Origin of the sequence: Kordiimonas pumila (genome assembly GCF_015240255.1) — a bacterium.
Lineage (GTDB): Bacteria > Pseudomonadota > Alphaproteobacteria > Sphingomonadales > Kordiimonadaceae > Kordiimonas > Kordiimonas pumila.
Genome location: NZ_CP061205.1, coordinates 3,694,915 through 3,711,605 on the forward strand (window position 1 = coordinate 3,694,915; position 16,691 = coordinate 3,711,605).

Here is a 16,691-nt window from a genome sequence, read left to right on the forward strand (position 1 = left end):
TTTTGCCTTACTCAGCTTTAAAGGGCTGGCCAGCTACAAGTCGGTACAGGCTACCCTTATGGCTAATTTCCAAATCATTGCCAGCGTGCAGTTTGTAAACCGTGGCCGACGCCGTCACACAAACTGCAATAACCCGCCCTTTGATGTGCATACTAAAGCTATACTCATCCCAGCCCTTTGGCAGATAGGGGTTAAAATATAAAGTGCCCCCCTCAAAGCGTACCCCTGCAAAACCATAAACAAGCGACAGCCACGAGCCTGCCATACAGGCCATATGGAGGCCGTAATGGGTGTTGGCATGCCGGTTTTCCAAATCCATACGGTATGTTTCTTCAAACATTTCATAGGCTTTTTGCCTATCGCCCACCTCTGAATTAGCAATGGAGTACATGCAGGCCGACAGGGTGCTGTCATGTGTAGTGCGCGGTTCATAATAAGCCAAATTACGGCGTTTATCTTCTGTACTAAACTGCGCACTGAGCAGCACCTGTGCCAGCACAACATCGGCCTGTTTCAACACCTGATGCCGGTAGATAACCAACGGGTGATAATGCAGCAATAAGGGGTGTTTCTCCGCTGGTGTGCCAGCAAAGTCCCACTCTGGTTTTGCGAAAAAGCCTTCACATTGTTCGTGCACCTTCATGGTATCATCATAGGGCAGATACATGAGATTTGCCGCCTTTTCCCAGTCTTGGGCCTCAGCGGCGCGCATACCGGTTTTATCCAGAATGCCTTTTATAAGTATCGGGTCTGATACCTGCAGGTCAGCAAAAATCTTTGCCGCGTGCGCCAAATGGTGCTGCGCCATTGCATTGGTATAAAGGTTATTGTCTACCATCGCCGTATATTCATCGGGGCCAGTTACCTCGAATATACAAAACTTGCCGTCGTGCCTGTCACTAAACTGGCCAAGGCCCATCCACAGCCGGGCGGTTTCAAACAGCATTTCTGCCCCGCCCTCCTTTAGAATAGTTTGGTCTTCTGTCGCTTCCAGATATTGGATCAGCGCGTAAGCAATAGCTGCATTAATATGGTACTGCGCCGTGCTCGCCGGGAAAAATGATGAGCATTCCTCGCCGCCAATAGTGCGCCAAGGGTAAAGTGCGCCTTTACTATGCCCCATAATACGTGCACGGGCACGCGCACCTTCAAGCGCATTAATACGGTATGTTATAAGCGAACGTGCTGTTGCAGGCTGGGTAAACACAAAAAACGGTACGGCGTAAATTTCTGTATCCCAGAAATAATGCCCATCATACCCCGGCCCGGAAAGCCCCTTGGCACCCAGCGAGCGCTTACCGTCACGACCGGTTGATTGGTACAAGTGGAACATATTGAACCGCATGCCCTGCTGCACCGCCTCGTCACCCTGTATTTCAATGTCTGCTGATTTCCAAAAGCCTGCAAAGGCTGTGCGCTGCTCTACCATCAGGTTTTCAAAACCCTTTGATTTTGCCTTCTCAACAGTTTCTTGCGCCTGCTTCGCCAACATTTCGGCATTTTCTGCAGCACCGTCCGCATAGGCGGTATATTTTCGAAGCAGTAATCGCTCACCAGCCTTTAGCTGCAATGCCAAATCCCAGCCCCAAAAACTACTCTCTTCAACAGAGCATGTTTCAACAGCCCCTGTGCTTTCCAGATCATACCCGCAAGCAGTAACAATCACGCGCTCGCTGTCTGTAATAGTGTGCGTCGTAACGGCTGTATTTTCTGAAATATCAACATTACAAAATGCCAAACACTGCCGAATGGAAAGAGCGCCCGCGCGCGGATCATCGGTTTCTGTTTCAATACCGTAGCCCGCATCAATCCCTGTACCAAGACTGATAGGGCCGCTATAATCAATGGAAGATATCTCAATTTCCTGCACCATCAGGCCTGAAGAAACACTGGATACAAAACGCTTTGTTCTAACACGCACTGATTTGGTATCTGCAACCTGCCAGACACGAGTGCTCACCAGAAGACCGTCGCGCATATCAAGCGAGCGGGTATTTTCAGTGAATGAGCTACTTCCCTGCTCCAACAGGCTATCGCCTGCTCGCAACATAAGCCGCTTCACATCAGGTACCATGATCATTTTGTTGTTGTGGGTTGCAAAGCCGTATGCTTTTTCGTCGTAGTGAATAGGTTCGCGCAGATACGCGCCGTTAATATAGGTACCTTCAATCGTATCAATACCTGCAGCCACGGGTTCTTCATACGTACCGCGTGTACCAAGGTAACCATTCGCCTGTGCCATAAGGGTTTCACGTACAGCAAGCTGTGCGGCATCAAATACCGGCTCATTCAAAAGCCACGCATCAGGCATGCCATGCCCTGCATTATTTTTGTTACTCTCAACTAATCCCATGTAACCCTCACCCGCATTCAACTATAGAATCATTAGTATAATATATTCTTTGCAATCGATTGCAATACTGTTATTGTCTAGGCTTGCAAGCTGCTTTGGTGGTATCCATTGAAGCATTCTCTTAATCCTGGGGAGGGTTCATGTCTGTCTGGCGCATCAAACTTTCGCTGTTTCTAACCTATTTTGTTTTTGCAATTTTGCTGAACAGCGTGGGCACTGTCATTCTACAGGTTATTAAAAACTATGATCTGATGCACCAAAGCGCAAGTGTACTGGAAGCCTTTAAGGACCTGCCCATTGCCATAGTTTCGTTTCTGCTTGCATCATTTCTGCCGCGTTTCGGGTTTAGAAAGTCTATGATGCTAGGCCTCGCTATTGTCACTGGTGCCTGCCTTTCCATGCCACTGCTACCAAGCTTTCTAACCACCAAACTACTATTTCTGGCAACAGGCGTTTCTTTCGCACTTGTAAAAGTATCGGTTTATTCAACCGTTGGGCTGGTAACAAACTCGCCTAAAGAGCATGCCTCCTTTATGAATATCCTAGAAGGCGTGTTTATGACAGGTGTTCTACTTGGCTATGCCATGTTCAGCTATTTTGTAGAAGACGGCGTTGCAAAATCACAGACATGGCTTGATGTTTACTGGGTTCTTGCGGTTATGACAGTGCTTGCCATTCTGCTTTTGTACATAACCCCATTTGACGAAAGTGAGGCCGTACACAAAGGCAACTCACTGTCAGACGATTTCCTTGATATGCTGAAGCTGGTTATCAAGCCCCTTGGCTATGTATTTGCGTTATGCGTTTTTCTGTCTGTCCTTATTGAACAAGGTATCGGCTCATGGTTACCTACCTTCAATAACGAAGTGCTGATGCTGCCTGAAAGCATTAGTATTCAGGCAACCAGCATTTTTGCTGGCAGCTATGCATTGGGTCGTTTTTGTGCAGGCGCTGTTATGGCACGCGTGTCGTGGTACCCTGTTTTAAATGCCTGCTTGCTTGCGGTTATGGCGCTTGTCATTATCAGTCTGCCCATGGCAGAAAATATAATGCCACAAGAAAATATTACATGGCTAACCGCACCTGCCGCCGCTTATATATTCCCGTTAATTGGGCTGTTTCTGGCGCCTATCTATCCCGCGATCAATTCGATTGTATTAAGCGCTCTCCCTAAATATCAGCACTCAGAAATGACAGGCCTGATTGTTATTTTCTCTGCGCTCGGCGGCACAACCGGCTCGCTTATCACCGGTGCCATTTTTGGCAAACTTGGTGGCAGCACTGCTTTTTACTGCTCGCTTATCCCACTTGTTGGTATTCTTATCGCACTATATTTCTTCCGCCGCCTAACTGCCAAAGCTGCTGCGAACGCCGAATAATTTGCATAGCGTAGAAGGCGCCATTTGCGTATCGCTCTTGCCAACACAGAGTATAAACCATACTATCAAAGTCAAATCGAGTGCGGTTTATAAGGTGGTTGCTGGTCCGTGAGCAAGATTTACGAAAGCTTCATAGAGCACGAAAAAGCGCTAAAGCACTATCTGCGGCGTTTCTTTTCACGTGCACAAGACATTGAAGATATAGCACAGGAAACTTTCCTCAAAGCCTTTGCCACTGAAATTCGTACTGATGTACGCTCGCCCAAAGCCTTGCTATTTCGCGCTGCAAAGCATCTGGCCCTCAATGAACTGGCGAAAAAAGCAAATACCACTACAGATTATACTGAGGATTTTGGCGGCTCAGATGTCTTTCTAGATAGAAACCATACAGGTGCCGAAGCACAGATAGACAGCAAACGTAAACTGATTGTTTTTTCAAAAGCACTCGCCAGTTTACCACCAGCCTGTAAGCAGGTTTTTATCCTGCGAAAAGTTGAAGGGCTTTCGGCCAAAGAGGTTGCAATAAAGCTGAATATTTCTGTCAGCGGCGTTGAAAAGCATATTGCTGTCGGCCTGATGAAATGTAGCCAATATTTCCGCGAGAATGGCTATGATCCAGCCGACTTCGGAATGCAGGTCAAATCATTGGCACAGAAAAAGGCTAAAGATACAGATTTGGGGCAAGGCCAAGATGACTAACGGCGAAAATATCGTTTCATTTCCTGACCGACGAGTCATTGAGGAAGAAGCCGCCATGTGGGTTGCCAAAATGGACACGCGCGACCTGATAGCCGCTGAACGGCAAGAATTTCGAAATTGGTTGCAAAAAAGCCCGCAACACCAAGAAGCGATTGACCGCATGGCAGCCATATGGTCTGGCAGTGATATCCTTGATGATTTAAATTATGAAGACACACTAGAGCCTGCAATAACAGGTCGCCAACCGCAATCTCGTCTTATTGTGTGGGGTATGGCGGTTGCCGCCTCCTTATTGCTCGCAGTGACAGCTTTGCTCTTCAATACTAGCAATCCGCAAGCAGAAACAGGCAGCTCACATTATTACACGGCTGTGGGCGAATTGAAAACTGTCACACTCGTTGATGGTTCCTCTGCGACCTTAAATACCAATAGTGAAATTGAAGTGCACTATACACCCGACACCCGAACATTGGAACTGATCCGCGGGGAAGCCCATTTCAAAGTAGCCCATGACACCAGCCGGCCTTTTCTGGTTTATGCCGGTGGCAGTGTTGTGAAGGCTGTGGGCACGGCTTTTAGCGTGTTTCTACGAGAAAAGAACATTGAGGTGACCGTGGATGAAGGCGTGGTTGAATTATTATCCGCGCCTGAAACAGCCCAACCAATCAACGAAAAAAAGGGTATTCCACCCGCCCAAAACCTGACCCCTATTGCAGCTTTAACCGTTGGCCAAAATGCTGTGTTCAGCACGCAAATTGACCATATTGAAAAGCTAAATCAGCAAACACTGGACCGTAAACTATTATGGAGAGAAGGCTTTATTGCCTTTGCCGGCGAACCTCTTTCCGAGGTGATAGATAACATCAGCAGATATACAGACGTTCAAATTGAAATACAGGACCCGAGCCTTAAAAATACGCCCATAGGAGGCTATTTTAAAGTCGGCGATGTAGACGGTATGCTTGAAGCACTTGAGAATGTTTTTGGCGTTCAGGTTAACCGCCTTGATGACAAAAACATAACCCTAACCCGGGCTACATAACTCACCTACTTCACGCTTACTTTTAAAAATTTATAAATTTTTAGTGAGGGTTTTATTTCATAACCGGTCATCACTTACAAGGCCGGTGAAAAACACACAGTATGCTGATTATCTGGCCAAAACATAAGGGTCGAACACCCATAGGGAGGTGGTGCGCTGCAATCTGGTTGATTGCGGTACTGACACTTGGTGATTTACTGACTGTGCATGCAAATGCTCCTGAAGAAAAACATGTGTTTCATATTACAGAAGAAACACTAGGAGGAGCATTACAAGCGCTTGCACGCCAAGCCAAAGTGCAACTTCTCTACTCTTATGATTTGGCAACCAGCAAGGATATACACCCCGTAAATGGGGAATATACCGTTACTGAAGCACTGGATTTACTGCTCCGTGACACGGGTTTTTCGGGCGGCCTTACAGCAAGGGGGATCATTACGGTCACTCCGGCTGAAGCAAAAACGAAACCAGTCAAGGAGGAACACGTGTTAACTCAAGAGCGTAAAAGAGGGCTACTGGCATCTATTGCAACTATTTTATTTGGTGCAGGAGTCGCTAGCGGCGTTGGTGCACAAGATGCATCTACAGACGGCGATTTCGTGTATGAAGAAGTTGTCATTACCGGTGAAAAAATTGGTAAAAGCCTAAAAGATACAACAACAGCCATTACAGTTATAACAGGTAGCGACGGGGAATCCCGCTCTGTTTATGACCTGATTGAATTTGTGCCAAACGTAGTAGCTAATCCTTTTGGTGTCCCAAACATTAGGGGCGTTGAAGGTACGGGTACGGCGCTTGGTTCCTTTACATTCTTCTCAGGCGCACGCCCGCGCGTAAGCACATCAGTGGACGGCATGACCGATGTTTGGTCAGGCTATGTTAACGGCGAAGCAGGCATGTGGGACGTGAAACAGGTTGAGTTCCTGCGTGGCCCACAGTCTACCACACAAGGCCGTAACACTATTGGCGGTGCCATCATTATCACCACCAAAGAACCCTCTTTTGATTGGGAAGCAGGCGCCCGTGTCGGCTATGAAACGGAGCGTAAAAACTTTCAATATGCTGGCGTTGTGTCTGGCCCAATTGTTGATGATACACTGGCCTTCCGGCTTTCTGTTGATGGATTTTCCGGTCACAGCTTCATTGATTATACATCAAATAGCGGTGATTTTCCGTGGGATCCATCTGAAACAATTGATATGAATGTACGCGGTAAGCTATTATTCAAACCCAGTGACGACCTTACCCTGAAGCTGACCGTTGTACGCCGCGATCAAAAAGGTGAATATGCCCAATATGTAACCGGTCCCGACTTTTTTGATTACAAATTCGTAGCGGACCTCGCAACCCGTACAAATGCCCGCTACCAAAACACAGAAACAACAGCAGTAAGCTTTGATGTTGAATATGATTTCAATGAAGATCTTTCTGGCTTTCTGCAAGCAGGGTATGTGGACTATCATTTCGAATTTGACGAGCACCCCGGCAGCATTACACAGGTAACCGAGCAGGAAAACAAAACCCTGGAAGGTCGCCTCGTTTATAATCCGGAAGAAAGCAGCATTACCGGTGTTGCGGGCTTCTACTACCTGAAAAGCAGTGACGATCTCTATGTAGGCAACAACCTTTATGCTGCTGATGATAATATCGAAACAATGGCTTTCTTCACAGATGCTAACGTATCCCTTACAGACAAGCTTTCTATGGAAATTGGCGGTCGTATTGAAAACGAAAAGCAAAACCGCGCGGTTCAGCTTTTGTCCAGAAACAATGCCTATGATTTTATTGTTGATAAAACCATTTTCCTACCCAAAATTGGCTTTCGGTATGATCTGACCGACACAATAACTGTGGGTGCAAGCGCGCGCAAAGGCTATAACGCTGGCGGCGGCGGTTTTAGTTTCCTTAGGAACGAGTCTTACGATTTTGATGAAGAACGTGTAGATGCCTTTGAGCTATCTTTCCGGGGCTCCTTCTTTGAAAACCGTGTAAAGCTCAACTCTAACATCTTCCTGAACAAATATGATGGCTATCAGGCTGTTGCTTTTGGTCCAACCGGTGGTTCTAACGATTCCATCATCATTAACGTAGACAAAGGCGAAACTTACGGTATCGAAGGCGAGATGATTGTCTTTGTTGGTAAGGGCCTTGAGCTGAACAGTTCTGTGGGCTGGCTGCACACCGAGATAAAAGAAGCAAGCGGCGTTAACGCCTATCTAGTTGGTAATGAGTTTAGCTATGCACCTGCTGTTAATGCGGCTGTTGGTTTCACTCAAAACTTTGAGAACGGTTTATCTTTTGGTGCACGCCTGAACTATGTAGGCGAATATTTCTCTGACATTGACAATCTGGCAACTGACCTTGCTGGTGACTATGTTACAGTCAGCCTGAACATAGGCTACGAAACAGAGCGTTTCAGCGTTCGCGCGTACGCCAAAAACCTGTTTGAGGAAGAAATCCTGCTCCGGTCTGCAACCACAACGGCACAGGTCGGCGCACCCGGATCGTTTGGTATCGTTTTTGATTATAACTTCTAGTCAAGAATTTGCATGATAACACATTATAGTTTTTCACTATAATGACAGTCTGAAAACAGTGACAGGGGCTATGCCCTTGTCACTTATCAGCCCCTATTACAGCCAGAGTAAAGACCATGCACTGCATTTTCAACCGCCTTCTCCATACAGTTTTTTTCCGCCTATTTGCTATTACAATACTGGCAACTGGCTGTAGCGCAGAACCCGCAGGCACAGAACATAAAACCGGCCTTCCCGTAGCTGGCCTTCATACAATAATTGATAATTTTTTGGATCATAAAAGCGAAGCGGCAGAGGCTCACTTTTGGCAAGCTGTTGAAAAGAATGGCACCCCCCTCGTCACCCCCACAAAAATAAATGAAACAGGCAACAAAACTGTACAGATGACCTTTCTATGGCGCGGCGACCAAGATACACACTCAGTTGAACTTCTTGGCAGCAAGCGCACAGCCGACCGCAAAGATAACCTGATGGCAAATATTGCAGGCACCCATATCTGGTTTAAAACAGTTGAGGTGCCATCCGACGCTGCCATGACCTATAATTTTGCTCTGAATACGGCTCAGTTCATGGGCACAGATGCCTACAGGAAACATGTGTTTGCTAATTTGAAACACGACCCTTTCAATAAGAACCTTTGGCACCTGCAAGAAAGTATGTTCAAAACAGCTTCCATCATCAAGGGGCCTGATGCTGCAGAACTATACTGGTCAATACCGAAAGGCGCACCAGAAGGCCGCCTTGCAAAGCACAGCTTTCAAAGCAGCATCATGAAAGTAACACGAGGCATCTCTCTTTATTATCCCCCAAAAACAAACACTCAGGACGAGCTGCCTATTGTCTTCATTTTTGACGGCGAAAAATACCTAACAGACGGTCTTGCAAACTATGCGCTTGATAACCTGATAAACGAGCAAAAAATACCGCCCGTGCTCGCTGTTTTTGTTGACAACACGGTTCCCACACAGCGGGCAGAAGAACTGCCCTGCAACCCTGACTTTACAAATTTTCTCGCAGATGAATTGCTGCCATGGGTAAGGGCCGAAGTTCCTGCCACAAAAACCTCAACCGATATTGTTGTGGCAGGATCAAGCTACGGCGGCCTTGCCTCAACATGCGCGAACCTGTTCCGACCAGAGGTGTTCAACCATGTGCTTAGCCAATCTGGATCTTACTGGTGGTCTCCGCCCGAAGGGTCTGCCCTTGCTGATGGCATGAAAGAAAGCTGGGTTTCAAGGCGCTATGCTGACCGGGGCTGTGCCGACACACGTTTTTATTTTGATGCCGGCCTCTTTGAATGGGGCGCAGACGATAAAAACATCGGTAACAGTACAGAAACCCTATACACGCTATTAAAAAGCAAAGGCTGCGAAACCGTATATCGCAGTTTCCCCGGCGGTCATGACCTGCTGTTCTGGCGCGAAACACTCCCAGAGGGGCTCGTTTGGCTCCTAGGCAATGAGGAAAAGCCATCCTTCAAAAATTAAGCGATACGCATGGCTGCCACTTCAGTCAAATAGCCGCCATTCGTGTTTAATATTTATAAATTTTAGACAAAACAATGCAATAAAGTCAGTAATTCGCACTTTAAACTATATAAATATCGAAATTATTTAACTTATGTTGTATAAAATCATTGCGATTTAAAACACAGGGCTAACGCTACACACCCAAATCACCACAATGCAGGATTGATGACAGGAGAACATAAAATGCCAAACTGGCGGAAGCCGATAGCAGGCTTAAAACAAGTAATATTGAAGGCACTGGCTATGTTCTTTGCCGTAGGTGTTACCATTACCTTACCACAGCACCATGCCTTTGCAAATGATGCTACAGCGTGCAGCATGATACGGTTTGCTGACTTTTCCACCCTTGACGGCGGCAATGCAGCAACCAGCATTACCAGTACAGCCCTGTTGAAAAACGCACCGGTTTCAGAAGCAGAGTCTGCTCGCACATACCGCTTTAGCCTTATGATGGGTGCCCCTATCGCCGAAGGAATTAGCGAACTACCTGAGCACTGCCTGATAGAGGGCTATGTAACACCTACTATTCGCTTTCAGTTCCGTCTGCCGGTTAAAGACAACTGGAACGGTAATTATCTAATGTCATCATGTGACGGTTTCTGTGGTAGCATTCAGACAGAGCGCACCATGGCTGGTATTGCTCGCAACTATGCCACAATGACCCATGACGGCGGCCACACGAATATGGGTTTTGACGGTAAATGGGCACGGAACAATCTGCAAGGCCGCATAGACTTTGGCCACCGCGCAAACCACGTTCTAGCGATTGCAGCCAAAGCCATTATCAAGGCTTATTACGGCGCACCACCACAATATTCTATCATCGCGGGTTGCTCTAAAGGCGGACAAGCGGGCGTTATGGCGGCACAGCGTTACCCACAAGACTATGACGGTGTTATCGCGCGCGGCCCCACTGTGAATTACACCAAGGTAAACCTGATCAGTTGCATGGATAATGCAAAAGATGCCCTTGATGAAAACGACCAGCCTATTTTTGATATTTCCTTTGCAGATTTCATCAAGAAGGCCGTCATGGCAGCGTGCGACGAAACAGACGGCCTCAAAGACGGTTTGATCAGTGACCCGCGCCAGTGCCACTTTGATCCAGCTACACTCCTTTGCGGTAAAACAGAAGGCGACAAATGCCTAAGCGCGCAACAAGTAACTGCCTTAAAGGGCCTTTATGCACCCTCTGTTGATAGCACCGGCAAAGAACTGTACGGCGCCTTGCCTTATGGTTCTGAAGAAGAATGGAAAGGTTGGGTTATCCCGCAGCAGGCAGGCGTAAAACCATACCATTATTATGCAGCTACTGAATATATGAAGTATATAGCATACCCTAATGCCCTACCACTGGATGCCAACTGGCGTGATTTTGAATATGAAACCGAAAAGAACAAACTCGCCGAAATGAGCACAGTCTTTGACGCCGACAACCCAGACCTGCGCGAGTTTCGTGACCGTGGTGGTAAAATGATCGTACTACATGGCTGGTCTGACGGCGCTATACCAGCCTACGCCAGCATAAAATGGTATGAAGATGTTATTCGGTTTATGGGCGGGCGCGAGAAAACAGCAGAGTTTGCCCGCATGTTCCTGCTGCCCGGCGTTATACACTGCGGCATGGAAGGCCCCGGCCCTAATACCATGGATGCTATCACCATGCTTGAAACATGGATGGCTGGAGGCCCCGCACCAGAAAGCCTGCTGACATCAAAAATTGAAAACGGTGTTACTGTTCGCACACGCCCCGTGTACCCTTACCCATACGGGGTAAAATACAAGGGCAAAGGCGACATTAATAAAGCCGAAAACTTTAAACGAATTGATCCCGTAGGCAGATAGCACGGCATCTTAAAACAAGCCCTGACCCGATTGCACAATTTTGGGTCAGGGCTTTAACATACCCGCACGTTAAACAGAGGCAAGGCTGCGGGTAATTACAAGCCGCTGTATATCGGACGTGCCTTCATAAATCTGGCACACCCGAACATCGCGGTAAATTTTGGCCAGACCAAATTCTTCCAGATAGCCATAGCCACCCAGTGTTTGGATAGCGCCAGAGCAAACAGCCTCTGCCGTTTCGGACGCAAACAGTTTTGCCATCGATGCCTGAATAAGGGCTGGCTCACCCGCATCTTTCAGGCTAGCTGCGGACAGTACTAGCTGGCGCGCTGCCTCAAGCTTTGTCGCGAGATCAGCAAGGCGGAAACCCACCGCCTGATGGTCAATAATCGCCTTACCAAACGATTTACGCTCCTGCGCATACTGCACGGCGATATCAAGCGCCGCTTGCGCCATACCAATGCTCTGTGCCGCAATACCAATACGGCCTGCCTCGAGGTTCGAAAGCGCTATTTTGTAACCAGCGCCCTCTGCCCCCAAGCGCAGATCCTCTTCAATGAACAAGTCATCAAACCGAAGCGCACAAGTGTCAGATGCCCCTTGTCCAAGCTTATGCTCGACTTTTTCAACAATAAAACCCGGCTTGTCAGTTGGTACCAAAAAGCCTGAAATGCCGCGCTTGCCTGCCGCTGGGTTTGTCACCGCATACACAACCGCAAGGCCTGCAATCTTGCCAGAGGTAATAAACTGCTTCGACCCACTCAGTTTATAACCGCCTTCCACCTTAACCGCGCGGCACCTGAGGGCTGACGCGTCTGAACCGGCATCTGTTTCTGTCAGCGCAAAAGCGCCGATCATTTTGCCTGCAATCAGGTCAGGCAGGAACCGGGCTTGCTGCGCCTTAGTTCCATCTTTCAGTAACCCGCTCACAATCAGGCTATTCTGGATTGATACGATGGTAGACAGGGCACCGTCACCCGCTGCAAGCTCCATCAGTGCAAGCGCATAGGAAACATAGTCAACCGCCGCACCGCCAAACTCTTCAGGCGCTGTCATACCCATAAGGCCAAGGTCGGCAATCGCTTTAAAAATTTCTTTAGGGTATCCACCCGCCGCTTCATAAGCTTGGCTGTTTGGCTTTAGTTCCTGCTGGGCAAATGCCCGCACCATATCCCGCACAGCGGTTTGTGTTTCATTCAAAATCATAAATAGTCTGCCTTATGCTGCTTGCTCATGCTCTGGTTTTGATGCGCCCTTAAAGGCACTTATAAAAGCGCTTTTGCTCTTTTTATACACACCAATAGCCTCTTCTTTTACCGGACCATAACCCCGGATCATATCTGGAAGTGCGGCAATATCTGTTGCCTGCTTGATAGACCCTTCCCGAAGGCCTTGTAGCAAACTATCAACCGTTTCAAAATAGTCTTGCACCAATGCGCGCTCCATACGGCGTTCATGGGTTTTACCAAACGGGTCTGCCCAAGTACCGCGTAGGCCTTTTAGCTGAGCCAGTATTTTAAACAGGCTAAATACCCATGGGCCAAATTTCATTTTGGCGGGCCTGCCCGTTTTAGGGTCTGTCCGCGTCAACAGTGGCGGCGCAAGCCAAATAGACAGTTTTTCAGTACTGGCAAACTGGGCCTTCAAATTTTCCATAAAGGCTGGCTCGCTGTAAAGCCGTGCCACTTCATACTCGTCCTTGTAAGCCATCAATTTATAAGCATTAACCGCAACGGCACGGATAAACGCTTCACCCTCATCACCCATGCCAGATACAGCATGTTTCACACGGGCAATGAGCGCCTGATAGCGGTCAGCGTAAGCCTTGTTTTGATACTCTACCAGATCGTTTGTACGTTTACTGATCAAGCTTTCAAGATTGAGAGCGGCACTATCCACCACAGGTATTTCATAAATACCGGCAACCTTTTCAACTTCTACAGGGTCAACAGCTACCAGCCGCCCCCACATAAAGGCACGTTTGTTCAGGTCAACTGCTGCACCGTTAATTTCAATTGCGTTAAAAATTGTCTCAGCCGTTACAGGTATCAAACCTTGCTGCCACGCATACCCAAGCATCATCATATTAGCCGCTATATTATTGCCAAACAGGCCTTCTGCAATGCGGGTTGCCTTCAGGGTGTAGCCAGTTTTAGCACGTTTCATTAGCGTATTTATCATATCCGTTGCCGGAATGGCTGCATCGCGGTCTGTTACAATGTCAGCAGTTGGTGCGATATCAGAATTCAGCACAACAGTTGCAGATCCAATACCCATTTTCTTAACCGCATCATCGCTGGCCGCCACAACAAGGTCAGTACCCAGAATAAGGTTAGCTTCGCCTTCCCCTACCCTAACTGCGTGAATGTCGTGATCTTTCGCTGCAAGACGCACCTGACTAACAACCGCGCCGTTTTTCTGCGCAAGACCTGTAAAATCAAGCACCGTAGAATTCAGTCCTGCCCGGAAAGCGGCTGTGGCAATAAGCGAGCCTGTTGTCAAAACACCAAGGCCACCAATACCTGCCACATACACATTATAAACTGTATCGCCAAGCTGGGGTAAAACCGGTGTAGGTAACCCGGCAAATAGCCGCTCCTCAAGCCCTTTTACATAGTTTGCATCCGGTTTACGAAGAACAGGACCATCCACCTCAACAAAGCTGGGGCAAAACCCTTTAACGCAGGAGAAATCCTTATTACAGCTACTCTGGTTTATTTTGCGCTTACGGCCAAAATCAGTCTCTAGTGGCTCAACCGCAATACAGTTTGATTGCACAGAGCAATCACCACAGCCTTCGCACACACGCGGGTTAATAAACAGGCGTTTTGCCGGATCAGGGAATGCACCGCGTTTGCGTCTGCGGCGTTTTTCTGCAGCACAGGTTTGCTCATAAACAATGGCCGTGGCCCCTGGAACAGTACGAAGCGTTTTTTGCACGCTATCCATATCATCACGGTGATGAATTTTCGCGGCCTGAGGCAATTGGCCCTGCCATTTTTGCGGGTCGTCACTTACAAGGTGCACTTCCCCCACACCTTCAGCCAGCAACTGCTTTACAATGCCCACGGGTTCTGGCGCGCCTTCTGCCGGCTGGCCGCCGGTCATCGCGACCGCATCATTATACAGTATTTTAAAGGTAATATTTGCTTTTGATGCAACAGCTGCACGAATAGCAAGCAGGCCACTATGCTGGTATGTACCATCACCAATATTCTGGAAAATATGCCCAGTTTTAGAGAAAGGTGCAGCACCAACCCACTGCATACCCTCGCCGCCCATCTGGCTAAATGTTGCTGTTTTCAGCTTTGGCACAGAAAGCGCCATAACATGGCAGCCAATACCGCCACCAGAAATCGACCCATCTGGCGTTTTGGTCGAACTGTTATGCGGGCAACCAGAACAGAAAAACGGCTTACGTTTTGGGAATGCTAGAATTTCAGCAGACTTTGCGACACCAACCATCGCCTGATGGCGTTTTTTCGCCGTAGCAGGAGCCGCATCGCCGAGCCGCGCCATTATGGCAGACGCCACCATTCGCGGTGTAAATTCAAGAATAACAGGTAACAGGCTTTTGCCTTGTTCGTCAGTTTTACCAATAACGCGCGGGTGTGCGCCCGCACGGTTATAAAGCGCAGCTTTCAACTGATCTTCAACAATCGCCGTCTTTTCTTCCACTACCAGAATTTCTTCTGCCCCTGATGCAAAATCGATCAAGAGATCTGTCACCAAGGGCCAGCTCATCGCAACCTTATAGACACCGATGCCCAGCTTTTTTGCAGCCGCTTCACTGATGCCAAGGTTTTCAAAAGCCTGCATGACATCCTGATGTGCCTTGCCAACGGTCACAATAACCAGTTTTGGTGCCTTTGGTGTAATAACCGGGTGATCAAGCCGGTTCGCTTTCGCCCATGCAATTGCTGCAGGCAAGCGTTCTTCAACCATACGGCGCTCATACTCGGCGCGCTCAGCAGGCCAGTTGATCGCTGGGTCCCAACCAAAACCGCGTGGTGGAACCGGCATATCTGGTGTTTTAAAGATAGGGGCAAGGTCCGGCAGGGCGAAGGTTGCAGCACTTTCCACAACTTCAGCAATGGTTTTCATCGCAACCCAAAGGCCCGAATACCGCGACATCGCAATACCAGCAAGACCCAGGGTTAAAATTTCAGAAACGCTTGATGGCTGCAACACAGGCATCATAACAGACTGAAAAATCCCGTCTGTCTGATGCGGAAACATGGATGACTGGGCCGCATGATCATCACCGCCAACTGCCAGCACACCGCCCAAGGCTGAAGTGCCGATTGTGTTGGCATTGCGGAATACATCGCCGGTACGGTCAACACCGTTCCCTTTGCCGTACCAAATACCAAATACACCCTCAACATCAGAGGGACCGTAAGCCTTGTGCATCTGCGCACCCCAAAGGGCGGTAGCCGCCAAGTCTTCATTCAGGCCCGGTTGAAAAACAATATCATGATCAGCGAGATACCCTTCGGCTTTCCAAAGTTGCTGATCATAAGCACCAAGCGGCGAACCACGGTACCCGGTTACCAGACCCGCAGTCTTTAGGCCGTTTGTGCGGTCTAAATTACGCTGCGCCATAGGTAGGCGCACCAGCGCCTGAATGCCGGTCATAAAGGTTTGGCCAGACGGCGCTTCATAGAGTTCGTCGAGGTTTTTGTTCTTTTTTGTCATAATCACAGGCCCACTTGTTACATACCTGCAAATATAACCCTTCATGCCTAGCAAGTGTTGCCATATTGGCCTTATAATTTTGTATTATATAATATGATTGAACTAGTATTTTTAATAATATTAGTTCATTATTACCAATATGAAAAATCTAGACAAAATAGACATTAAAATTTTACAGGCGCTCACGCGGGATGGCCGTATATCGTGGCGCGAACTGGCGGACGAGGTTGGCTTGTCTTTAACCCCCACCCTTCGGCGGGTGCGCCAAATGGAAGATAATGGCATCATCAAAGGCTATACAGCAGAGCTTGACGAGAACAAGCTTCTAGGCTCTATGGCCGCCTTCATCTCCATCACGCTTGACCGGCAAGTCGATGAGATTTTACATATTTTTGAAGACAATGTTTCAAAACTGCCTGAGGTTATGAGCGGGCATCTTATGAGCGGCGGCGCTGACTATTTGCTACATGTTTATGTCCGCGACCTAGAGCATTACCGTGAATTTTTATCCGTTCTTTCCAAGGTGCAAGGCATTGCACACATACAGTCCAGTTTTGTTCTGAACACGTTCACACAGCGCACAGCACCAATGGTTACAAAGCGCTAAAA

General features: G+C 48.1%; 10 protein-coding genes. 7 read left to right on the top strand and 3 right to left on the bottom strand.

The annotated features are described in order from the left end of the window. Positions 1-7: 7 nt before the first annotated feature. Complete coding sequence (locus ICL80_RS16410; protein ID WP_194213802.1) at positions 8-2,353, bottom strand: glycoside hydrolase family 65 protein; 2,346 nt, start codon at positions 2,351-2,353, stop codon at positions 8-10. Positions 2,354-2,493: 140 nt separating this feature from the next. On the opposite strand from ICL80_RS16410, the gene ICL80_RS16415 reads away from it, so the two are divergent. From ICL80_RS16415 to ICL80_RS16440, 6 genes are all read left to right on the top strand, one after another. Beyond that, on the top strand, positions 2,494-3,732 hold the full coding sequence (locus tag ICL80_RS16415) for an MFS transporter (protein ID WP_194213803.1): 1,239 nt from the start codon (positions 2,494-2,496) through the stop codon (positions 3,730-3,732). 108 nt (positions 3,733-3,840) lie between these two features. Beyond that, positions 3,841-4,431 (top strand): RNA polymerase sigma factor, encoded by a 591-nt coding sequence (locus ICL80_RS16420; protein ID WP_194213804.1) that lies wholly within the window; start codon positions 3,841-3,843, stop codon positions 4,429-4,431. Further along, positions 4,424-5,473: a FecR family protein gene (locus tag ICL80_RS16425; protein ID WP_194213805.1), complete on the top strand. Its 1,050-nt coding sequence runs from the start codon at positions 4,424-4,426 to the stop codon at positions 5,471-5,473. The genes ICL80_RS16420 and ICL80_RS16425 overlap by 8 nt, the downstream gene beginning before the upstream one ends. A gap of 101 nt (positions 5,474-5,574) precedes the next feature. Further along, positions 5,575-8,010 (top strand): TonB-dependent receptor domain-containing protein, encoded by a 2,436-nt coding sequence (locus tag ICL80_RS16430; protein WP_194213806.1) that lies wholly within the window; start codon positions 5,575-5,577, stop codon positions 8,008-8,010. A gap of 116 nt (positions 8,011-8,126) precedes the next feature. After that, positions 8,127-9,497, top strand: a complete 1,371-nt coding sequence (locus tag ICL80_RS16435) for an alpha/beta hydrolase-fold protein (protein WP_194213807.1) — start codon at positions 8,127-8,129, stop codon at positions 9,495-9,497. A 225-nt stretch (positions 9,498-9,722) separates the two neighbouring features. After that, entirely contained in the window at positions 9,723-11,384 is a 1,662-nt protein-coding gene (locus ICL80_RS16440; protein ID WP_194213808.1) for a tannase/feruloyl esterase family alpha/beta hydrolase, read from the top strand. 69 nt (positions 11,385-11,453) lie between these two features. On the opposite strand, the gene ICL80_RS16445 is transcribed toward ICL80_RS16440, so the two are convergent. Next, a complete protein-coding gene (locus tag ICL80_RS16445; RefSeq protein ID WP_194213809.1) occupies positions 11,454-12,590 on the bottom strand; it encodes an acyl-CoA dehydrogenase family protein in 1,137 nt (378 codons plus the stop codon). 12 nt (positions 12,591-12,602) lie between these two features. Beyond that, positions 12,603-16,082 (bottom strand): indolepyruvate ferredoxin oxidoreductase family protein, encoded by a 3,480-nt coding sequence (locus ICL80_RS16450; protein ID WP_194213810.1) that lies wholly within the window; start codon positions 16,080-16,082, stop codon positions 12,603-12,605. A gap of 139 nt (positions 16,083-16,221) precedes the next feature. Here ICL80_RS16450 and ICL80_RS16455 point away from each other — a divergent pair, with 139 nt between their 5' ends. Then, a complete protein-coding gene (locus ICL80_RS16455; protein WP_194213811.1) occupies positions 16,222-16,689 on the top strand; it encodes an Lrp/AsnC family transcriptional regulator in 468 nt (155 codons plus the stop codon). Positions 16,690-16,691: the final 2 nt, after the last annotated feature.